Annotated in this window: 24 protein-coding genes and 3 pseudogenes; 9 read left to right on the forward strand and 18 right to left on the reverse strand. The window is 50.1% G+C overall.

Translation table 11 applies throughout. From position 1 onward, the window contains the following. Positions 1-105: 105 nt before the first annotated feature. Entirely contained in the window at positions 106-753 is a 648-nt protein-coding gene (locus tag OXR61_RS00205) for a bifunctional 4-hydroxy-2-oxoglutarate aldolase/2-dehydro-3-deoxy-phosphogluconate aldolase (RefSeq protein ID WP_021509981.1), read from the forward strand. A gap of 85 nt (positions 754-838) precedes the next feature. On the opposite strand, the gene purT is transcribed toward OXR61_RS00205, so the two are convergent. Beyond that, positions 839-2,017, reverse strand: a complete 1,179-nt coding sequence (gene purT / locus OXR61_RS00210; protein WP_031280195.1) for a formate-dependent phosphoribosylglycinamide formyltransferase — start codon at positions 2,015-2,017, stop codon at positions 839-841. 161 nt (positions 2,018-2,178) lie between these two features. Here purT and OXR61_RS00215 point away from each other — a divergent pair, with 161 nt between their 5' ends. Next, a complete protein-coding gene (locus OXR61_RS00215) occupies positions 2,179-2,820 on the forward strand; it encodes a DUF533 domain-containing protein (protein WP_021509983.1) in 642 nt (213 codons plus the stop codon). Between the two features lie 119 nt (positions 2,821-2,939). Continuing rightward, the gene (locus tag OXR61_RS00220; RefSeq protein WP_021509984.1) at positions 2,940-5,003 is read left to right on the forward strand and encodes a prolyl oligopeptidase family serine peptidase; all 2,064 of its coding nucleotides are present in this window, start codon (positions 2,940-2,942) and stop codon (positions 5,001-5,003) included. Here the strand turns inward: OXR61_RS00220 and exoX are convergent. Both exoX and OXR61_RS00230 read right to left on the reverse strand, forming a co-directional pair. Continuing rightward, complete coding sequence (gene exoX, locus OXR61_RS00225) at positions 4,997-5,665, reverse strand: exodeoxyribonuclease X (protein ID WP_021509985.1); 669 nt, start codon at positions 5,663-5,665, stop codon at positions 4,997-4,999. The two genes, OXR61_RS00220 and exoX, sit on opposite strands and share 7 nt — an antisense overlap. 3 nt (positions 5,666-5,668) lie before the next feature. Continuing rightward, positions 5,669-5,899 (reverse strand): DNA polymerase III subunit theta, encoded by a 231-nt coding sequence (locus OXR61_RS00230; protein WP_010616356.1) that lies wholly within the window; start codon positions 5,897-5,899, stop codon positions 5,669-5,671. 153 nt (positions 5,900-6,052) lie between these two features. Between OXR61_RS00230 and copC the strand changes: the two genes are divergently transcribed. From copC to OXR61_RS00255, 5 genes and pseudogenes are all read left to right on the forward strand, one after another. Continuing rightward, the gene (gene copC / locus OXR61_RS00235) at positions 6,053-6,430 is read left to right on the forward strand and encodes a copper homeostasis periplasmic binding protein CopC (protein WP_021509986.1); all 378 of its coding nucleotides are present in this window, start codon (positions 6,053-6,055) and stop codon (positions 6,428-6,430) included. Further along, entirely contained in the window at positions 6,430-7,311 is an 882-nt protein-coding gene (copD, locus tag OXR61_RS00240; RefSeq protein ID WP_021509987.1) for a copper homeostasis membrane protein CopD, read from the forward strand. Before copC ends, copD begins: the two co-directional genes overlap by 1 nt. 28 nt (positions 7,312-7,339) lie before the next feature. Beyond that, complete coding sequence (locus tag OXR61_RS00245; RefSeq protein ID WP_031280196.1) at positions 7,340-7,687, forward strand: YebY family protein; 348 nt, start codon at positions 7,340-7,342, stop codon at positions 7,685-7,687. A gap of 663 nt (positions 7,688-8,350) precedes the next feature. Beyond that, positions 8,351-8,713, forward strand: a pseudogene (locus OXR61_RS00250) (oxidoreductase); the annotation flags it as partial. Further along, positions 8,713-9,741, forward strand: a pseudogene (locus tag OXR61_RS00255) (phage portal protein). The pseudogenes OXR61_RS00250 and OXR61_RS00255, both read left to right, overlap by 1 nt. A 50-nt stretch (positions 9,742-9,791) precedes the next feature. Here OXR61_RS00255 and OXR61_RS00260 read toward each other — a convergent pair. The 11 genes and pseudogenes from OXR61_RS00260 to OXR61_RS00310 all read right to left on the reverse strand — a co-directional run bounded on the left by OXR61_RS00260 (position 9,792) and on the right by OXR61_RS00310 (position 16,598). Beyond that, on the reverse strand, positions 9,792-10,349 hold the full coding sequence (locus OXR61_RS00260; RefSeq protein WP_071813662.1) for a hypothetical protein: 558 nt from the start codon (positions 10,347-10,349) through the stop codon (positions 9,792-9,794). Then, positions 10,349-10,639, reverse strand: a complete 291-nt coding sequence (locus OXR61_RS00265; protein WP_021313072.1) for a hypothetical protein — start codon at positions 10,637-10,639, stop codon at positions 10,349-10,351. Before OXR61_RS00265 ends, OXR61_RS00260 begins: the two co-directional genes overlap by 1 nt. 27 nt (positions 10,640-10,666) lie before the next feature. Continuing rightward, complete coding sequence (locus tag OXR61_RS00270) at positions 10,667-11,809, reverse strand: AAA family ATPase (RefSeq protein ID WP_267410480.1); 1,143 nt, start codon at positions 11,807-11,809, stop codon at positions 10,667-10,669. A gap of 285 nt (positions 11,810-12,094) precedes the next feature. Beyond that, complete coding sequence (locus tag OXR61_RS00275) at positions 12,095-12,271, reverse strand: hypothetical protein (protein WP_021509993.1); 177 nt, start codon at positions 12,269-12,271, stop codon at positions 12,095-12,097. Between the two features lie 106 nt (positions 12,272-12,377). Continuing rightward, positions 12,378-14,515 (reverse strand): annotated as a pseudogene (locus OXR61_RS00280) (replication endonuclease). Positions 14,516-14,631: 116 nt separating this feature from the next. Then, entirely contained in the window at positions 14,632-14,856 is a 225-nt protein-coding gene (locus OXR61_RS00285; protein ID WP_021509994.1) for a TraR/DksA family transcriptional regulator, read from the reverse strand. After that, on the reverse strand, positions 14,856-15,086 hold the full coding sequence (locus OXR61_RS00290; RefSeq protein WP_021509995.1) for a DUF2732 family protein: 231 nt from the start codon (positions 15,084-15,086) through the stop codon (positions 14,856-14,858). Before OXR61_RS00290 ends, OXR61_RS00285 begins: the two co-directional genes overlap by 1 nt. A 66-nt stretch (positions 15,087-15,152) precedes the next feature. Next, entirely contained in the window at positions 15,153-15,494 is a 342-nt protein-coding gene (locus OXR61_RS00295; RefSeq protein WP_031280197.1) for a DUF5347 family protein, read from the reverse strand. Then, positions 15,458-15,646, reverse strand: a complete 189-nt coding sequence (locus tag OXR61_RS00300; RefSeq protein WP_021509997.1) for a phage filamentation protein Fil family protein — start codon at positions 15,644-15,646, stop codon at positions 15,458-15,460. The genes OXR61_RS00295 and OXR61_RS00300 overlap by 37 nt, the downstream gene beginning before the upstream one ends. A gap of 9 nt (positions 15,647-15,655) precedes the next feature. Then, positions 15,656-16,165: a phage regulatory CII family protein gene (locus OXR61_RS00305; RefSeq protein WP_021509998.1), complete on the reverse strand. Its 510-nt coding sequence runs from the start codon at positions 16,163-16,165 to the stop codon at positions 15,656-15,658. Positions 16,166-16,196: 31 nt separating this feature from the next. After that, positions 16,197-16,598 carry a hypothetical protein gene (locus OXR61_RS00310; protein ID WP_021509999.1) on the reverse strand — a complete coding sequence of 134 codons (402 nt, stop codon included), beginning with the start codon at positions 16,596-16,598 and terminating at the stop codon, positions 16,197-16,199. Positions 16,599-16,713: 115 nt separating this feature from the next. On the opposite strand from OXR61_RS00310, the gene OXR61_RS00315 reads away from it, so the two are divergent. Next, on the forward strand, positions 16,714-17,553 hold the full coding sequence (locus tag OXR61_RS00315; protein ID WP_071813663.1) for a phage repressor protein CI: 840 nt from the start codon (positions 16,714-16,716) through the stop codon (positions 17,551-17,553). Between the two features lie 51 nt (positions 17,554-17,604). Here the strand turns inward: OXR61_RS00315 and OXR61_RS00320 are convergent, their stop codons facing one another. The 4 genes from OXR61_RS00320 to OXR61_RS00335 form a co-directional block, all read right to left on the reverse strand. Further along, positions 17,605-18,201 (reverse strand): 7-cyano-7-deazaguanine synthase, encoded by a 597-nt coding sequence (locus OXR61_RS00320; RefSeq protein ID WP_056889681.1) that lies wholly within the window; start codon positions 18,199-18,201, stop codon positions 17,605-17,607. Then, on the reverse strand, positions 18,198-19,418 hold the full coding sequence (locus OXR61_RS00325) for a PfkB family carbohydrate kinase (protein ID WP_071813664.1): 1,221 nt from the start codon (positions 19,416-19,418) through the stop codon (positions 18,198-18,200). The genes OXR61_RS00320 and OXR61_RS00325 overlap by 4 nt, the downstream gene beginning before the upstream one ends. Positions 19,419-19,424: 6 nt before the next feature. Next, entirely contained in the window at positions 19,425-19,727 is a 303-nt protein-coding gene (locus OXR61_RS00330) for a hypothetical protein (protein WP_071813665.1), read from the reverse strand. 503 nt (positions 19,728-20,230) lie between these two features. After that, complete coding sequence (locus OXR61_RS00335) at positions 20,231-20,455, reverse strand: hypothetical protein (RefSeq protein ID WP_021510001.1); 225 nt, start codon at positions 20,453-20,455, stop codon at positions 20,231-20,233. Positions 20,456-20,747 lie beyond the last annotated feature (292 nt).

A 20,747-nucleotide genomic window follows, 5' to 3' on the forward strand; every position in this document is an offset into this window, starting at 1 on the left:
AAATTGATGATATCCAATAGACGTCCGTCCGGCCGATCTTGTATGGTAGGGCTCTCTTTCTGACAGCCGGACCGCGCGTCGGGCTGTCTCTCCTGAGGAAACGTAATGAAGAACTGGAAAACGAGTGCGGAACAGATTCTGACTACCGGCCCGGTTGTGCCGGTGATCGTCGTCAACAAGCTGGAACATGCGGTGCCGATGGCCAAAGCGCTGGTCGCAGGTGGCGTACGCGTGCTGGAAGTGACGCTGCGCACGCCGGTGGCGATGGATGCGCTGCGGGCAATGATCAAAGAAGTCCCGGAAGCGATTGTGGGTGCCGGCACGGTGATCAATACCCAGCAGCTGAAAGAAGTGACCGACGCCGGCGCGCAGTTTGTCATTAGCCCGGGGCTCACTGAACCACTGCTCAAGGCGGCGGTGGAAGGCCCGGTGCCGCTGATTCCAGGCATCAGCACCGTGTCGGAACTGATGGTCGGCATGGATTATGGTTTGCGCGAGTTCAAGTTCTTCCCGGCAGAGGCTAACGGTGGCGTCAAAGCGCTGGCGGCGATTAGTGGTCCATTCCCGCAGGTGCGTTTCTGTCCGACCGGCGGCATTTCACCGGCCAACTATCGAGACTATCTGGCGCTGAAAAGCGTGCTGTGTATTGGCGGCTCGTGGCTGGTGCCAAACGATGCGCTGGAGAGCGGCGACTGGGATCGCATTACGCAGCTGGCGCGTGAGGCTGTGGCAGGTGCGGCTTCACCCCGCTGATCGCGAATAGCGCTGCCGCGTAACTGCAACGCGGCAGCGGTCAATTTTTGCGGGTGGTGATGGCGCTGCGTCACCACCCGGTCAATCAGCCCTGAACCTGCACCGCCGCGGCGCTGGCAATGGCGCGGGCCACGGCATCATCGGTGCTGTCACCGGTCGCCAGCGCGACACCCAGACGGCGCTGCCCGGCAATTTCCGGCTTACCAAACAGACGCAGCTGCAAACCGGCGCCAAGTGCGGCTTCCACATTCACAAACTGCACGTTGTGGCTATCGAGCTGTGGCAGGATCACCGCCGAAGCAGCCGGTCCATACTGGCGAATGCCGCCAATCGGCAGGCCGAGGAAGGCGCGCACGTGCAGCGCGAACTCAGAGAGATCCTGCGAAATCAGCGTCACCATACCGGTATCGTGCGGACGCGGAGAGACTTCGCTAAACACCACCTCGTCGCCGCACACAAACAGTTCCACGCCAAACAGGCCGTAACCGCCGAGCGCTTTCACCACGTTAGCGGCGATGTCCTGCGCGCGCTGCAGCGCCAGTTCGCTCATCTGCTGTGGCTGCCAGGATTCACGATAATCACCGTCTTCCTGACGATGACCAATTGGCGCGCAGAAATGGATGCCGTCCACCGCGCTGATGGTCAGCAGGGTGATTTCAAAATCGAACTTCACGACGCCCTCGACGATCACCCGGCCCGCGCCCGCGCGTCCGCCTTGCTGCGCATAATCCCAGGCGTGATCCAGCTGGCTGGCTTCGCGAATGAAGCTCTGGCCTTTACCGGAGGAGCTCATTACCGGTTTTACGATGCAGGGGAAACCGATCTCGTGCGCGGCCGCGACGAAACGCGCTTTGCTATCCGCAAACTGGTAGGTTGAGGTCGGTAACGCCAGCTCTTCTGCCGCCAGACGGCGAATGCCTTCGCGGTTCATGGTCAGACGCGCAGCACGGGCCGTCGGCACCACTTTTTGCCCCTGCGCTTCCAGCTCCAGCAGTTTTTCGGTGGCGATGGCTTCAATTTCCGGCACCACAAAGTGGGGCTGCTCCTGCGCAATCAGCGCCGCCAGTGCGTCACCGTCCAGCATGTTAATGACGTGGCTGCGATGCGCAACGTGCATCGCCGGGGCATCGGCATAACGATCGACGGCGATCACTTCCACCCCGAGACGCTGACACTCCAGCGCCACCTCTTTACCTAATTCACCTGAACCTAACAGCATGACACGCGTTGCGGCAGGACGCAGCGCGGTTCCAAGAGTCGTCATAATTTCACCTTAGCAGTCAAAATGCGCGCGCAGTATAAACGAAAACGTTTGCGCACTCACGCATTGCGCACGTCCGGCTTTGCCATACTTTGCCGGCTCTGACGTTAACTGACACAGCGTGCGGCAGCATAGTGAGCGGAAACTTAAACAGGAGTTAAACGATGAGTAACTGGCTGCAGCAAATTCAATCGGTTCTGGCAAAGAAGGGCGGTGACGGCAAATCAGGCGGCCTGAGCGATATGCTGGCACCCGGCGCGCTGGGTGGCCTGGCGGGTTTACTGGTTGCCAGCAAATCGTCGCGCAAGCTGTTAACCAAATACGGTGGCACCGCGCTGCTGGTCGGTGGCGGGGCGGCGGCAGGCGCGGTGCTGTGGAATAAATACAAGCAGCGCGTGCGGGAAACCCATCAGGGTGAGCCTGCGTTTGGCCAGCTGCAGACGCCGCTCGACCAGCGCGCGGAGCGACTGGTCACCGCGCTGGTGTTTGCTGCGAAAAGCGACGGGCACATTGACGATCGCGAGCGCACGGCCATCGAGCAGAATATCCATCAGGCCGGTTACGGGGCGCAGGCGGAAGCGCTGATTCAGCAGGCAATGAACCGTCCGCTCGATCCGCAGTGGCTGGCCGCCGACGTGAAAAACGAAGAGGAAGCGCTGGAGCTCTATTTCCTTAGCTGTGCGGCGATCGATGTCGATCATTTCATGGAGCGCAGTTATCTCTCCGCGCTCGGTGATGCGTTGAAAATCCCGCAGGACGTGCGCGACGGTATTCAGCGCGACATCGCGGCGGAAAAAGCGGCCTGAGTCACGCCGGAGGCGGTTGCGGCGGCCTCCGGTTACACTTCGCGTGCGTTTCCGGCTTGGCTTCCTCAGCCAGAAGTGCCACGCTTGCAGGATGTCGTCTTTCAGGGAGAAACTCTGTAATGAATCAGCCGCAAGCGAAAAAAATCCCCCACCACATGACGTTACACGGCGAAACGCGCACCGATAACTATTTCTGGCTGCGTGATGATGACCGGCAAAACCCCGAGGTACTGGCTTATCTGGAGGCGGAAAACCGCTACGGTAAAGCGATGATGGCTTCTCAGGATGCGCTGCAGGATCGGGTACTGAAAGAGATCATCGATCGGCTACCGGCGCAGGACCACTCGGTACCGTACGTTAAACGCGGCTATCGCTACCAGAGCCGTTACGAAGCCGGCAATGAGTACGCGGCCTATTTCCGCCAGCCGGTGGATGCGCCCGCCGACCAGCCGTGGCAACTGCTGCTGGATGGCAACCAGCGCGCCGCGCACAGTGACTTTTACACCATGGGCACGCTGGATATCAGCCCGGATAACCAGGTGATGGCGCTGGCGGAAGATTTTTTATCGCGCCGCCAGTACGGCATCCGCTTTCGTAACCTCAACAGCGGCAGCTGGTATCCGGAGGTGCTGCGCGACGCGTCCTCCAGCGTGGCGTGGGCCAACGACTCACGCACCCTCTACTACGTACGCAAGCATTCGAAAACGCTGCTGGCTTATCAGGTGTGGCGTCACGAACTGGGGCATCCGCAGTCGGAAGATCAGCTGGTGTATGAAGAGCAGGATGAGTCTTTCCACCTCAGCGTGCATAAAACCACCTCGGAACACTTCATCCTGATCGCGCTGTTCAGCACAACTACCAGTGAAATTCTGCTGATTGACGCGGAATATCCGGACGCACAGCCGCAGGTGTTTTGTCCGCGGCGGCGCGATCATGAATACAGCATCGATCACTACGATCACCAGTTCTTCATTCGCTCCAACCGCGACGGCAAAAATTTCGGCCTGTACCGCAGCGCGTGGCTGGCTGAAGATCGCTGGCAAACCCTGATTCCGCCGCGCGACCACGTGGTGATGGAAGATTTCCAGCTGTTTCGTAACTGGCTGGTAGTCGAAGAGCGCCAGCGCGGGGTAAATACCCTGCGCCAGATTAACTGGGCCAGCGGTGAGAGCTACGGTATTGCCTTTGACGATCCGGCCTATGTCACCTGGCTGGCCTACAACCCCACGCCGGAAAGTGACACGCTGCGCTACGGCTACTCGTCGATGACGACGCCGACCACGCTGTTCGAACTGAACATGGAGACCGGCGAACGGCGCATTCTCAAGCAAACCCCGGTGCCGGGTTTTGACTCTGCCGACTACAAAAGTGAACACCTGTGGATCACGGTGCGCGACGGCACGGAAGTGCCTGTCTCGCTGGTTTATCACCGCAAACACTTTCAGCGCGGCGCCAATCCGCTGCTGGCGTACGGCTACGGCGCGTATGGCAGCAGCATGGAGGCCAGCTTCGGCACCAGCCGCATCAGTTTGCTGGAGCGCGGTTTCATCTACGCGATAATCCACGTGCGCGGCGGCGGCGAGCTGGGCCAGCAGTGGTATGACGATGGCCGGCTGCAACATAAAATGAACAGCTTCACCGACTTCATTGATGTTACCGAAGCGCTGGTGGCGAAAGGTTACGGTAACCCGCAGCAGCTGTATGCCATGGGCGGCAGTGCCGGAGGCTTATTGATGGGCGGCGTGCTGAATATGGCGCCGCAGCTGTTTCACGGCGTGATCGCTCAGGTGCCGTTTGTCGATGTGGTCACGACCATGCTCGATCCGTCGATTCCGCTGACCACCGGTGAATATGATGAGTGGGGCAATCCGGAGCAGGCGGAATTCTATCGCTACATCCGCCAGTACAGCCCGTATGACAACGTGACGGCGCAGGCATATCCGCACCTGCTGGTGACCACCGGGCTGCACGATTCGCAGGTACAGTACTGGGAGCCGGCGAAGTGGGTGGCAAAGCTGCGTGAGCTGCGCACCAACGATGCGCTGCTGTTACTCTGCACCGATATGGATTCCGGCCACGGCGGCAAATCAGGACGTTATAAATCCTATGAAGGCGTGGCGCAGGAGTTCACTTTCCTGATCGCCCTGGCGCAGGGCTCGCTGCCGCCGCGCAGCGATTACTGAGTGTCCTTAACGTATTTGCGCAGCGTCTGCCGCAGCGGCGCGCGCAAATCACGTACGTTTTCCAGTACCCAGCGCAAATAGCCCGGATCTTTACGCGCGATGCTGCCGATGCTCTGACCGCGATACTTACCAAACGGGAACACCTCGTCGCTGACCGGCGCCGGCTGGCAGCGACTCACCATCTCGCTGGCGCTCCAGCCGGAGGTTTCCATAATGCGGATCAGCAGCGCGGCGGTGACGTAGCAATCGTACAGCGCGCGGTGCGCGTGCAGATCATCCGGCGGCGACACCTCGAGTTTCAGGCTGTGGCGCAGCGCCTGATTACCGTATTTAATGCCCGGCCACAGCTGGCGCGCCAGCGTCATGGTGCAGATCCATTCGCCCGGCATCGTCGGCAGCATGCGCCGGTCAAAGCTGGCGTTATGTGCCACATAGTGCGGGCTACCGTGATAGCGGCCAATCGCCTCTTCGATGGTCGGTTTGCCTACCACCATGGCTTCAGTGATGCGGTGCACCGCCATCGCCTGACGACTGATGGGCCGATCCGGGCAGATCAGATCGCTCATCGGATTGACGATCTGGCCGTCAATGACATCCACTGACGCCACTTCCACCACGCCGCCCTGCAGGCCACAGGTTTCCGTATCGATTACGCGTAACATAAATTATTTCTGCTTAGGTTCGTAGGGCAGGCGGGAGAGGCTGAGCGATGCCTGGCGATAGGCCATCAGGCGCTGACGGAACCAGTCGCGCAGCGCTTCCGGCTGCTCGCGCTCCACCATCTCGGCGATCACCGGCATGTTATAGCGCTCTTTAAACGCCACGCCAGCGGCGGCGAGATCGACGTTTACTTTGTCTTTCTCTTCCTGCGACAGCAGGGCAAGGTTTTGGCTCATGCTTTTCTCCTGATAAACAGGGGCAAAAATAATGGTTTCGCCCTGTTGGATCAAGGGAATTGGATCGCACCGCAAGTCTCGACAGCCTAAAAGCAGCGGCGTATCCTGCTGCCACATTTGCGGCGCAGTGCCGCAGTTAAAAGGGAAGACGTGATGATGAAAACTGCATCCAGGCGCGTTATCGCGCTACTGCTGGCGGGCGCGACGCTGAGCTTCAGCCAGCTGGCTCTGGCGCATGCCCACCTGAAAGCCCCGGTGCCGGCGGACAACGCCGTGGTGGAGCGCGCGCCGCAGCAACTCACCCTGACATTCACCGAAGATATTGAACCGGCATTCAGCGGCGTGGAAATGATCAACGCGCAGCAGCAACCGGTGGCGCTGGAGAAAGCCCAGCTGAATCCGCAGCAGCACGATCAGCTGATTGTGCCGATCGCCCAGCCGCTGGCGTCGGGCCAGTATCAGGTCAACTGGCACGTGCTGTCAGTGGACGGCCACAAAACCAAAGGTAGCTACAGCTTCAGCGTGAAGTAATGAGTCTTAGCGCGTTCTGGATCGGCCTGCGGGCGCTGCATTTTCTGGCGCTGTTTCTGCTCACCGGCAGTGCATTTTATACCGCGCTGCTGGCGCCGGCGCGCTACCGACCGGTGCTGGCACAGCGCTGGCGGCGGCTGATGGGATACAGCGCCGTACTGAGTTTACTCAGTGCGCTGTTGATGCTGGCGGCGCAGACCGGGCTGATGAGCGGCGACTGGCGCAGCATCGCCAGCGCGGATGTCTGGCTCGCAGTGCTGACCACCCGCTTCGGCGTAGTGTGGCGCTGGGTTATCCTGTTTGCCCTGCTCAGCACGCTGGCGCTGCTCCTGCGTGGTAAGCTGCGCCAGCAGGCGTTACTGGCGAGCGCGCTGTTACAGCTGATCGCCCTCGCGGGCGTTGGCCATGCGGCGATGCGTGACGGCATGCCGGGACTGCTGCAGCAGGGCAACCATGCGCTGCACCTGATCGCGGCCGCCTTCTGGGCCGGTGGTCTGCTGCCGCTGCTGCTATTAATGCGCGAGGCGCGCAACATTGCCTGGCGCACCGATGCCATTCGCAGCATGATGCGCTTTTCACGCTATGGTCATCTGGCCGTGGCGCTGGCGATTGTTACCGGCACGGTCAACAGCCTGCTGATTGCCGGCACGCCGCTCAACTGGACCGCCACGCTGTGGAGCGAGCTGCTGGTGAGCAAAGCGTTGCTGGTGGCACTGATGGTGTTGATTGCGCTGCTTAATCGCTATCTGCTGGTGCCGCGTTTTCGCCTGGCCGCCAGCCGGGCACCGAAGCTTTTTATCCGTCTGACGCAGCTCGAGCTGCTGCTGGCGTTGATTGTTATCGGGCTGGTGAGCGTGTTTGCTACGCTGTCGCCGGCCTGAATCTGTTAAAAGATGAGATGAGGTCGAGATTTTGCTGAAGAAACTGATTCCAGCTGGGTTACTGATGGCGTTGTGCAGCCAGGCGTTCGCCGGGCAGATTATCACCGTCAGCCGTTTTGAAATTGGCAAAGATAAGTGGCCGTTCACCCGTGAAGAGGTGATGCTGACCTGCGAGAAAGATGGCGCGCTGTTTGCCATCAACCCCAGCACGCTGCTGCAGTATCCGCTTAATGATAAAGCGCTGGCGCGCGGCAATGCCGGGCAGGGCACATTGCAATCCATCGATACCATCCTTGCCGCCGATAAAGCGCATCCGGGACAAAAAATGAGCCTGCAGCCGATCGTCGATCGCGCCCAGCAGTTGTGCGGTAAATAATCCCTGCATTTTCAGGCGTAGCGCACATTTTTGCCGCTGCGCCTGCCAGCCGTTAGTGCCAGCCTGATCACAGAGTTGGCAGCTTTTGCCGGCGGCGAAGCCCGCTGGCTGGAAAATCACCGATGCTGGTCTACCTTTAAAAGGCAAGGCGTCCTCGCCTGCAAAAATGCCAACTTTTAGCGCACGGCTCTCAACGAGCCATTTCCCTGGACCCGATACAGGAATCGTATTGGGTCTTTTTTTATTTACTGTTGACTGACAATAATTTCATACTTATCAATGAGTTATTACCAATCCTGTTATACCGTGTTCTACCCTGTGATAACCTTCGCCGCCATTTTTCCGCCACTTTTTCCGGCCATAATCGTTAATGGATTGCAGTGAATAGCATCTTCAAGATGATCAGGCGCGAAGTGGGGATAACGCATGGTTACGCTTATATCTTAGTGTTCAAATATGCGCTGTAACTCCAGGGGGATACCACAGGTCATTATGAAGTGGCTGGTGAATCTATGGCGTGGAATGTGGCTCATGAATCCTTCTGGCAATTCAATTCGGGTTAGACGTATTACGCGATAAAACTGGCGATAATACTCCGCGAAAAACTCTCCCTCTTTATCTTTCAATTCATCGTGCAGCTCTTTACCGATCGGCATAGTGCGATACATCGGCGTGGACACCACTGGCATCGGTCAGGGCGTATTCCAGCTTTTGCGCCAGTTCTTTCCGGCGACGCGCGAAATCAAATATTCGCCGGAAGTAAAAACCGCAATGGTGCTGAAAGCCAAGGACACCATCAGCTGCGGTCGTCTCGAATACGACGCAGGCCAGACCGACATCACGTAGTCGTTTATGTCGATCCGCAAAACCATGACGGCCAGCGGCAACCGCTCAACCTACGAGGCCAGCCACAGCGAGGAAGCCAGCCACGCCGATGTCGCGTGGGCAATCATGCACGCCCTGCTGAACGAACCGCTCACCGCCGCCAGCGGCGGCGCTAACCTTTCATTTATGGAGTTTTACTGATGAGTAAACGCAACCGCCACAAGGCATTTACCGCACAAACCCAGCCCGCGCAGGATGCGTCACAGCCTTTTGAGGCGTTCAGCTTCGGCGAGCCAACGGCGGTACTCGATAAGCGCGACATCATGGATTACGCCGAGTGCATCCATAACGGCCGCTGGTACGAGCCGCCGGTCAGCTTCCACGGCCTCGCCAAAAGCCTGCGTTCGGCAGTGCATCACAGCTCGCCGCTCTACGTGATGCGCAACATACTGGCCTCAACGTTTATCCCGCATCCGCTGCTGAGCCAGCAGGAGTTCAGCAAGTTTGCGCTTGACTATCTGGTGTTTGGCAATGCATTCGCGGAGCTGCGCCGCAACGCGCTCGGCAAACCGCTGCGTCTGGAAACGTCACCAGCCAAGTACACGCGGCGCGGCGTGGAGAAGGGTGTTTACTGGTTCGTGAATGAGTGGAAGGAGGCGCACCAGTTTGAAACGGATCGGGTTTTCCACCTGATTGAGTCAGACGTGAATCAGGAGCTTTACGGTCTGCCGGAATATCTTAGCGCGCTTAATTCCGCCTGGCTAAATGAGGCTGCTACGTTGTTCCGCCGCAAGTATTACCAGAACGGCGCGCACGCGGGTTAAATCCTGTACATGACCGATGCAGCGCAAAGTAGCAGTGACATCGAGCGCATGCGGCAGGCGATGCGGGACACTAAAGGGATTGGCAATTTCCGCAACCTGTTTATGTATGCGCCCAATGGCAAGCCGGATGGGATCAAGATTTTGCCGCTGAGTGAAGTGGCTACCAAGGATGACTTTTTCAACATTAAGAAGGCCAGCCGCGATGATTTGCTTAGTGCACACCGCGTGCCGCCGCAGATGATGGGGATAATCCCGGACAGTGCGGGCGGGTTCGGGGATGCGGTGAAGGCGGCGCAGGTGTTTGTGCGGAATGAGCTGACGCCGCTGCAAGAAAGGCTTATTGCATTAAATGATTGGTTGAATTGTGAGGTTATACGTTTCAGAGAATACAATTTTTCAAAATAAATATCATAGATAAATTTAGGTTTATAAAGGCTCAGATATGAGCCTTTATTTTAGCACTTGCTGCAAATGTCATTTAAAGATATTTTTTGGACGTCATGCAACTGGAAGATAGGAAACCCCTGATGAATTATTGGTTCAGGAATGGGTTTTCTAACAGAACCTATTTTCGCTGCTTGGGTTCGATTGCTGATTTTACTAACAACTCCAGCAAATCTAGTTTCTTTATTTAAATGCCCATGCAAACTTAATACATTGTGAAGCCATTTACACAAATGTATAGATGTAAGCAATTGCTTTGAAATTCCAGTTGATTTGGTTGATTTGAGATCAATTACAATAAAATAGTCTCTTTGATCATGGCTTGTTACGAATATCCCATCGCAAACTGAACTCAATCCCTTAACTGCATTACTTTTAATGAATTTCCATGCAGGTTTGGGGACGAGATTACTATCTAGTGAAAAACCAAATATCCCCGAGCCATTAACCAATAGCTTAGTGTTTTTTGAGTTTGGATTGGTTTCCTCAACTACCCAAAAGGCGGCTTGTCTAGTTAATACATAACTAGATTCAATTGAGCTTTGAAAGACACTAGTGATTTCCGCCATTATTCGTCACCATTGAGTGAGTTTTCATCAATGAAACTTTCATCATGGTTGTTTTTTTTATCAACTAAAGAGAAGTAAATTTCATCATTGTTATCATTGATGCTATGGATAACCTCATCAAATGTTACAGCATTTATGCCCTCGTTTGTCTTCACCATCTCTTGAATTTGATTTTTATCAAAAAGATATGCCGTAACGTTTTGGCTTGTGATTATACTTTCATTATCAATACCCTGTTTTTTTAATATATTTTTTTTGTCAATATCATCAGTGTCAGAAGATGAAAGCATTATTAAGCTATTGATTTCCTTAAGAAATTAATCGCTATGGGTGCTAATTATAACTCTTAATCCAGAGTTTGATAGTTTTGCTAAAAATCTAGCAATAATTCTTTGGTTTGCAGGGTGAAGATTTAATTCAGGTTCATCAATCATCAATATATCGCCAATCTCAGCTTGGTGCTCTAAATAAAACCATAGTCCAAAGAGGCTCTTAACTGTAGAGGATGATAAATGAAGCTCTAATTTTTTAGACTCTTCCTTTCCCTTTTTGTAAGTAGAGAAATAGATTTGACCTTCGTTATCTACTGTATATTTCCCAGAGATTATTTTTTTAATTTCTTCTGCAGCTGAATGGAATTCGACACTTTTTTTCTTTCTAATTGTTTTCAACTCATTGAGCCAGTCAATGTAGTTAGCAATTGGTGCAGAATATTTTGATTTTAATACATCTTTGAGCAATGAACTCAAATCAAAGCTCTCTTTGGATGCATGATGAAGTAGCGCTGTGCGTCTTGAGCTTAGTTCATTATAGAAAAGGTGTAATCCATTTCGTTCTGCAGGTATTAAAAATGCGGGGCGGCGGTCATGTTCAAGTTGTAAAACCTGAATTAATGTATGATTAATGAATCGCTCACTTTGGGTAAAGTCAACATCCAAAAGGGTTATTTTTAAAATGGGGTTTCCACTTTCTTTTTCTATACTGATTATTTCTTTTTTACTAGTGCCTAATGTCAGAGTGAAGTAAATTTCTTTTTGTTTGGCGTGATTTATGAGAGTCTCTTTGTCAACTACCCATGAAAAATGTGAATTAGAAAAAATAGATTCATCAGAAGTGTTAAAAACCTCCTCAAGCATTGATGCTGAATCTTTATCAAACTCTTTTCTTATAGTGGTATAATATTGTTCAATCCACTTTTCTAAGTTAAGTTCATAAGTACCAAGCGATTTTAGTTCTTTATTGATTTCTGAAACATGAGGAAGTTTTGTATTAGGCTTGGCTGTATTAAGAAAACCATAAATACTGTACATTATCCATGTCTTACCAGTGTTATTTCTGCCGCAAAGAATGGTTAAAGGTTTTATGTCAAGTTGCCCACTTTTAAGGCACCCTATATTCTTAAACTCAAATGACCATGATGGTAAGGTTTTGCTATCGGCACGATTCTTAGTGATAGTCATATTCTTCCTTAAATATTGGGATGAAAGTAAACTCAAGACGACAATAGTACAACCTTTAAAGTAGATATTAAAGATTAGGCTAGGCGCGCAATGCTATCCCCGCCACGCCTGCCCGCTTTATGCATCGCTTTTCATGCAGATGCATGCACCTCGTCAAGCCGCGCCAGCTATGGGCGCTGTAGCGATCGGCGATCCTATCTGGATCATGCAAAATCATGCACTTTGCTGCAGCATGAAAAAGCCACCGAAATGGTGGCTCAGGGCAGGGGAGTTACTGAAAAGAAGTCATTCAGCCTGACGGAAAATGGCATCCTGATAAATCGCTGTATCAATCTTTCCGGCCATCTCACTGATCATCGACAGTGCCAATTTTAGTTCATTTTCTTTGCAGTGTGCGACAAGCGAAACGTCGGCGATAAACTGAATGCGTGCAACGGTCTCGCTCAGATTGTCTAAGTCCATCAGTTAATTAACTCCTGAATCAATTTTTATACTGTATGAATGAACAGTATCATGCGATTTAGGAACCGTAAAGATTCGCATGGTTTTTTGTAAGTTAAATGCTGTTTTATTGAGCGCTGCGTTTGCCCATACATTTCTTAGCCAAGGCCTCAAACCTGCTAAGGACGGTGGATGCTTTACGCCGATTCCGGAACAGATGCCCGCTGCTGCCGCTCCAGAATGTTTGCTCACCTACTTTCAGTTTTCGGCCGCTCATCATCCAGGTGATCTCACCTTCGGACAGGTGTAAACGCGAGACATCGTGGAATATCTCTTTAAGCTGTTCGCGCTTTTCCAAGTGCTGAGCGTTTGGCGCTGGCGGTGGCTGTTTTCGCTGCTTAACATGTGTGCTTTCGTGCAGTCGCCGCAAAATACGCCGCCTTTCTGCTCGTGTTGGCGTCTGTGAGAAATCGAGAGGGATATCAACTGGCGGCGACGCCGTACAGTTATTGACAGAACTCCAAGAGGGCGCGGACGCGCCCTTAACGTCAACGGCCAAATCAACAGCACGCTTCGGCACCATCTTCCATTGCGTCAATCTGGTTAGGATTGGTGTATCTGCGCCAGCGTCAGTGGCCTACACACCTTTGATACGAATAGTTTCTTCGCCGTAAGCGTTGAGATCTTCGCTTGGTTGATACTAGGTGCGCACGGCCAGCTCATCACGACGCACAAATGCGCCGCCTGTGCGTTAACGTAGCCAGCCCAATCGCCTGCATCAGCAGCGTCATGCACGGCCGCGAACTCGATACTGAGTCCATGCGCGGTTTCGCTGTCGGCCATGTGGCGTAGTTCGCGATAAACCGTGACCGGAGCACCACCAATGAACTGGAATTGCCGGATGTGCCAACGTGCAGCCCATGCCGAAACGGCGGGCGCGGTGTCTTTAAGTTCTTTACCACTTTCATCGTCCAGCTCGCCGTCGAGTGCATAGCCATCGATGTTTTTTGATATGTATTTCGCCACATAGCCGGTGGCGCTGCCCTTGTCGGGGTCAATGGCTTCGGCATGAAAGCGCGCTCTGCGCGCTTTTTTGCTGGTTAGTTCTATACCATCTTCACGCCATGCATAGTCGCTGATCACCTCACGCACACGATCGACATTTTCAGGCAGCATAAACATCAGCATATGCCAGTGCGGTGTTGCATCGTGATGGGGTTCGGCAACACGAATGCCGAAGATGCGGATTTCTTCGCGATGCAGCTTGGCGCGAATTTTCTGCCACACGTTGCAGAGGTAACGCTGCGTATCTGCCGGGCTAGCGCCATTCCACTTGCGGTTACGATGACCGGTCTTGATAGTGGCGTGATAGCGAGAAGGCGCGGTGATCGTGTAAAACTCACCGACAAAGCCCATGTCGTTGCAGATATTTTCAAAACCGCGAATGCGATTCATCAACTCGCAGCGCTTAATGGCAGGATTCGATATGCTTGCATCAAACTTGTCGATTAGGCTGATTCTTTCGCCGGTTTCCTCATTCTCAAGCTCAAGCCCTTTAAGAAATTCACGCGTGCGGCGCTTTTGCTCGCGCCATTCCGAAACCGTCATTCTGCTTGCATAGGGCGTGTGTTTTTTGCTGACGTTGGCGAGGGCAATTTGCAGATGTTCACGCCATGATGCCGCGATACGACGCAGGCGACCCTTCCACCATTTCTCGGTCTGCATGCGCAAAATCGCAGGTGTGACTTCTTCAGGTTCAAAGAATCGAGACGTGACCTTTTCCCAAAGTGGCGGAGTCTGGTCGAATTCGCGGGTGATGGTGGCCGCGGTCATGTAGATGCGATGTGTGTATTTGTAATCTGATTCGCTGTCAGATTGACCATGTGCTTGCACCAGTTCAGCCAGAGTAAAGTTGGCAATATCACCCGCCAGTAAATCAACATCGGCGCGAGCCATATCAGGCAAGCGGTTAAAACGACGCATCAATTCCCATAGCGCGCCACTTGCTCTGGCTGCGCCAATTGCTTTGTCTGAATTTTTAGTGAGTAGGGCTTGCGTGCCGGCCTTCATTTCGCAGAGGCGATACTTGGTGTTCACACATTCAACGCGTGGCAATGTGCGCTCAACAAATGTCTTTGTTAAGTACGCATTGGCACGAATTTCACCTTGTGATTTTTCAAGTTCGGCCATACGGCGTTTGACATCAAATTGAACAATCTGAGGTTGTTTTTCTAGCAGATGATGAGCTTGATTCAGCTTGGCTATTTGTTCAGCTTTTTAAGCATTCAGAAGATTGAGATTGTGAATCTCATCATAAGTGGGATAGGGGCTGACAATGGCTTGCCGTGGAGCATTCCACGGGTATGCATATGTATCGGACATCAGGCCTTGGCCTGCTGGTGTTTGCCGCGCTGTTCTTCAATTTCCTGACAAGAAACGCAGCGGGTAACGCCAAGATAGGCGCGGCGGCGCAGTTCTGGAATCGGTGCGTCGCAGTCTTCGCAGAAAGAAGCGCTGATCGCAGGGGCGCGGTTAACGATAAGCGCGATATTACGTTCGAGCATTTCCTCGGTGCGCTGTTGCACAATATCCATTGAGTCGGCCATTAGTGTGACTCCGCAATTTGCGTTTGGATTTTTTCGATTTCCTGATGGAGTAGTTCGGCGGCTTCAATCGACGATAATTCGTCGTGACGGATTTTCGCGGCCAATATGTTCAGACGATTGACCATCAAGTCAGCGCGATCGCGACGCTCTTCTTTGCGCGCGTCATTGAGCATCATGTCGAGGTCGATATATGCAGCCGTTTGTTTAAATTGGGATGAATTATTCAGCATGTAATTTCCTGTTTTTGGGCAAAGTGAATCCCGGCGGGTTTACGCCAGTTAATTGCATTGAGTTATTTAGTTAGAAAGTGTCATTCGCTTAGGGAATAAACTCACAACGGCTTTTAATTGGTTCATTGCACGAATGACTGCGGATTTTTCATCGGTACTTAATTCGCTAAAATCAGCGCTGTGTCGGTCTTTACCGATATTCGCCAGGAAAAAGATTGCGCTTAGTGTACGCTTATTGTCCTGGTAGTTGTTGTCTCTCACATCACGCATTGAATCGAAGAATCGCGATAAATCTTTTTCACCGTCGCCGCCCTTAAACTGCGAGCGCAATAACGCAACGTGATTGAGTGCAGCGACGCGCTGACCGGCACTCAATTCGACAAGCATTGAATCGCCTTCAATAGCCATGATTTGCCTCTCTTGGGTATTGCCTGAGAACGTGGTGCGCCTGAAACCTGTTTAACCGGATGCCAGCGCTTACCGTTGTCACCTAAAATCCATCCGTGCCCGTAGGACATTGACGGGCTTTGCCTCTTGAGCTGTGCAGCAAATGAAATCATGGCTGCACCTCACACCACGCCGAACGAAGCGCCAAGGCCGCTGATCGCATCGACTGTCGAAGACGAAGCAGGGTTAGCCTGTATGCGCGCTTGAACAGCGATTGCTGCCAGCGTTAAGCAGCGAATACCGCTATTCACGTTTTGTAGTAGACCGCGTTTGCAGCTCGCGCTTAATTGCTCAGTTGAGATCGCGCCAGCAGCGAGTTGACCAACCTCAGCGGTGGCTTTCATCACATACAGTGGCAGCTTGTCGTTGGCGACTTCATTGACCGGCACGCAAGGTAAGCACTGGATTTGCGCAAGCAAGCCATCAATAAGCGTCGCATCTTCGGTGACATCGGTGAGCGTTAACACTTCCTGCACGGTAAGCTGGTGCGGCTGGTCGGGATTCAGCTTGTTACGCAGCGTTTGCGCGCGCATGCCAGTTTGCTGTGCAACGTCTTCCATGTTGTGTGCTAATGCGAACTTGCGACAGGCATCGTCGTAGTGCGTATGGGTAGAAACCTTGAAATCAAACATGTTTGAAACGCCCTCAACTTGCAAAATCAAATTAGGGTTTGATGTAGCGACATTTGATTGCGTGCTGGCGGTTTTTTTCACGCCAGGCGGCAACATTGATAAGTGGATTGCCATGTTTGGTCATGGTGGTTTCGACCTTTTCACCGGTCTTTTTGTTGGTGCGGTTTTGGGTATATGTGAAAGACGGTGTAGGGGCGAGCAATACAACACCGTTAGATATCCACTTCTCCAGCACCGAGTCGCTGATGCGGTTGGCTGCGGCGAAGTCTTGCTTAGACATGGTTGGTGAAGTTGCTAACGTGACAGCTTTGTTTACGGCATCGTTAACCGCCTCGCTGATAGCGGGCATTAGAATTGCAGCGACATTGGCAATGAATTCTTTAGATTGCACTAAGTCAAATGCGTTCTGGCTGTTTGCATTTTCAGTATGCATAACGCAGTATCTCCTCGTAGTTAAACGTGTTCTATGGTGTTACATGTGGTGTGTGAACACTCTAGATCGCTATTGTTTAACTATAAACATAATTTAGCGTTCATCGGTGAAAATAATGCGTCTTGAAAATGCTGTGGCGGGAGATGTTCTTGAAAGAATCCTGTCAGCCTATGGCTTCACCATGCAGAAGCAACTAAGCGATCGACTTGAAATTGCTAAGAGCAATGTTGCCAGTTGGTTGGCGCGTGGACAGGTTCCGGGAAACGTTATCGTCCAATGTTCTCTTGATACCGGAGCGGACGTTAACTGGTTAGTGACTGGGGAACTTGAGAAAGCAAGTTGCAATAGCAATTTGCCAACTTTAAGTGGCAGGGCTGTGTACGACGAAGTTATGGCGAATGGTGGTAAACCGGTGCTGAGGCGGATACTTGATGCATATGGATTTACTCTGCAAAAACAGTTATGTGAATTGCTTGATATCTCCTCTGGAACAGTTAGTACATGGATACGGCGTAATTATTTTCCAGGGGATGTTGTAGTAAGCTGCGCGCTAGATACCGGGGTATCAATTAAATGGCTTGCAACGGGTAGAGGTAATCAGCGAGATGCAACCATCGCTATTGACCAAAAAGATAGAATTCCAAAGAAAGTTCTACAGGATGGTTTATTAGTAGATTCAGGGGAATGGATCTCTGATATATCTTTTCTGCCAAAGCACGTTGTGTCCCCTATATTAGTAACCAGTAGCTTCGGAGCATGGATTATTGATTCAGAAGTCACGAATGTTAGTAACGGCCGTTGGGTTTTAGGTGTTGATGATAAATATGACGTTTATGATGTATCTTTACTGCCCGGAAAAAAAATTATGGTGACCAACCCTAGTTCCAACTTCGAGTGCTTATTAAGTGACATAGAGTTTTCTGGTAAAGTTTTGGCTACAATAAGCTTCAACTAATACACTTATATATTGGGGCGCTCATATTGCGCCCAAAAAATAACTTAAATACTAATACCTCCCCAAATCATTTAAAATTTGATTGTGCTTATTGCAACCGCGACAATTATTGCAGGGAGTGATTGATTTGTGGCAGCTATGGGTAAGTTTTAATATTTCGTATGGAATTGAGGATGCCTTAATTAAATCTAACGTATCAAGAGTGAATGCTGGTGCCTCAACTATGATGTTGCCCTCTTGTAGAGATAAAAGATTTGAGATTGCATCTATAAATTCAAATGTACCATCTTTATGGAAACTATCATTCTTAACCGTACCTATTAAGAGCTTTTCAATTCCAAAAGATATAGCTTTCATTGCTGCAAAAGTAATTAGCATTTGATTTCTGAAAGGCCACCAATCGGTAGCAGGTGCTTTTTCATCTGCTCGTTTGCCAGCCATGTCACCAGAACCAAGTTGCTTACAGTCAATAGAGATAATATGATGTTCTATTTGCAATATGCGGCAAATCTCACTTGAAGCTTCGATTTCTGCTTCAGCTGCTAACTGCCCATAATTGATGGTGAAGGCCATGTTAGGTTTCATCCACCAAGCTAAGCAGGCAGAATCCATGCCTCCAGATAATATTAATCCAACTTTACTGTTCATAGACTTGCCCAAAGTGTTTTATAAATAGCCGTTACATAATCATTAGTAATTAAAGTATGTTTGTTATGGAACATCACCAAGTCATTTAATGGCACATTCTCATTAAGTAAAATGATTTTCTTATTTAAAGCTGTAGCATAACCAATTTCGAAGATAGTACCAGAATCACACCCATCAATTACACCAAAGATAATATCAGAACTCTGTATTGCTAACAGATCAGCATCGCATACCTTATTACAATCTTTGCTATTTTCACTCTGAATCATGCCTATATCATGATAGGGTGAGGTTACGTGAAGACCCATTTCGATCAAATTGAATCTGATTTGTTCAACGAGCCACAGCTGGGGTAAGGTAAAAAAGGGACTGGCAATATAAACTACTGGTTTACGTGAAGAGTCATCAAGTACAATTGATTTAGGACTATAATCTGAAAGCATAAATGCAGAAGGTAGAGTAGAACTCTCGCAAAAAAATGCCGTAGCTAAAGATGCATTATAGGCGGCAACTTCTGGTGGCTCTTTATTTACAATCCAGTTGTTAGCAAAGTGTGCAGAAAAACAATCTCCAGAACCTATTTTCCAAACACTATTTGTTTGAAAAGCGGGTATTCTCATTTTTTCTTCGGCATATGAAACAATTGCGCCAGATGGACCACATTTAACAATAACAACTTCAGCTGCTTCTTGTGTATGAAGTACGTCTATGATTTCTTCAATGTTTACAATATGACTATTACTACACAATGTTCTAGCTTCATTTTCGTTCAGTACAAGAGCTAAGTGATTTGCTTTAGAACCATTTTTAGAAAATGATTCAGTGCTAAAAGTATTTTGAGGATCATAAACAGCGTAATCTACAGTGATTTCAAAATCACATTCTAACATTCCGAAAACTAGGGCGTTATCACTTATTAATTTTATGTTTTCTTTCTTTTCAACTATGGGGGGATTTAAAGGATCGAGACCGTGTGAATAGTTAAAGATTATGTCTTTATTGTAAGGTAACCTAGTTAGTGAAAATACATCGTTTCCTAATAAAGCAACTTTAAAATTAAAGTCATATAAAAGGGTATCACTGATATAGGCATGTAGGTTAACTTTGGTTCCCATGGTAGCAATAGCTATTGCAGCCCTGCCACCAGAGCCAAAAACATGGTCCCAAGAAGGTCTTAAACATTTTTCCCGGTAAACTCCGCCTATCACATTAATCATGATTAGTTACCCCGGATAAACGGAAATTTTAATTTGTCCTAGATTTTTAGTAAGCACACTCGCTTTATAAGAATTGCCTTGGGATAAACAAAATCTTAACCTTGAACTTTCTTTACAAGCAATTCCACCCACTATCTCCCCATCGTACATAACAACTAGGGCATCACCGTTGAGCGTAATTTCGAGTATGTCGCCAATTTCTAAACTCATGGCTGCTGCTTTGGGTGAAGCAAGGTCCGTAGTAAATTTAAGATTATCACAGGGAGTCAATATATCTGAACCGCTGATACCACCACCAGATCCACTCATGCTAAGTCCTTTAGTTTGTAAGAAGATGTTAAGAATTATCCTAAACCTTTAGAACGTTAAAGACCCATTATGAGTTAGTGTGATCTAAGTCACATATAAAGTGATTAAATAATCTTTAGTGTTATGATTACATTAGCTTTTTTTGTTTAAATTTTTCCGAATGATATTAAGTAAAATTTTTAGATTGCATATACGTTTCTTGTCAGCCAAATTGTCGCCTAGTACAAATGTAAGTCATTGATTTTAGTGTTTTTAATTAGTATTGGGTCTTTTTTTATATATCTGTTTTACAAGGATTAATTACAGCCAGTACGAAAATGTCCTAAATGTGTCCGAAATCCTTATATCCAAATCAAATCATCACTTATACCTGACCGCGTCAATCCAGATACTTTTTGGTCCTGGACATGTTCTTGTTGTCTGGCAACCGTTGCGCAAATCTTTCCCTAATTCTCCGCTGCGTATAAGCGGCTTGTATTTTATTGGCGCCAGGCTCTTAAACGCTACTTATCGCTCCTGAATGCTAACCATTCTGCCCAGCAATTTTCAGGGTCTATATCCCGATAGCCGCGGCTCTCCCCCATCGCCAAAGCAGTTTCACTATCCAGATTGATAGCTGTCGCATCGTCTCTGATGCTATTTACTTCATCCTCAGTCAGTGGGCTGCCTTTCTCACTCTCCCTGCTAAGTAGAAGCGTGATAAGCGGGGGAACAAAAATTATGCTCATTTATCCGCATCCTTATAATAAATCGGGTTGGTGCGCAGGTACTGTGTTTTTCTTAGCTTCATAATTTCGTCGTATATTTATCATCATGATGTAAAAGTAGTACAGTTCCTTACGCGTCTTCTGCTTCATTTCATCGGGTAACGGTTCCTGCAACTTAAAGATAAAACGGGTCAATGCCGCGCGGACACTGCAGCGCGATACTTTTGTAATGCTCCGGGCAAAGCATGGCATGAACGGTTGCATTTAAGTAAGGTTTTTATTGCCTCAGCAACATGATTTATGCGCTAAGCGA

The sequence above is a fragment of the Pantoea sp. GM_Pan_4 genome (assembly GCF_026541005.1).
GTDB lineage: Bacteria > Pseudomonadota > Gammaproteobacteria > Enterobacterales > Enterobacteriaceae > Pantoea > Pantoea dispersa.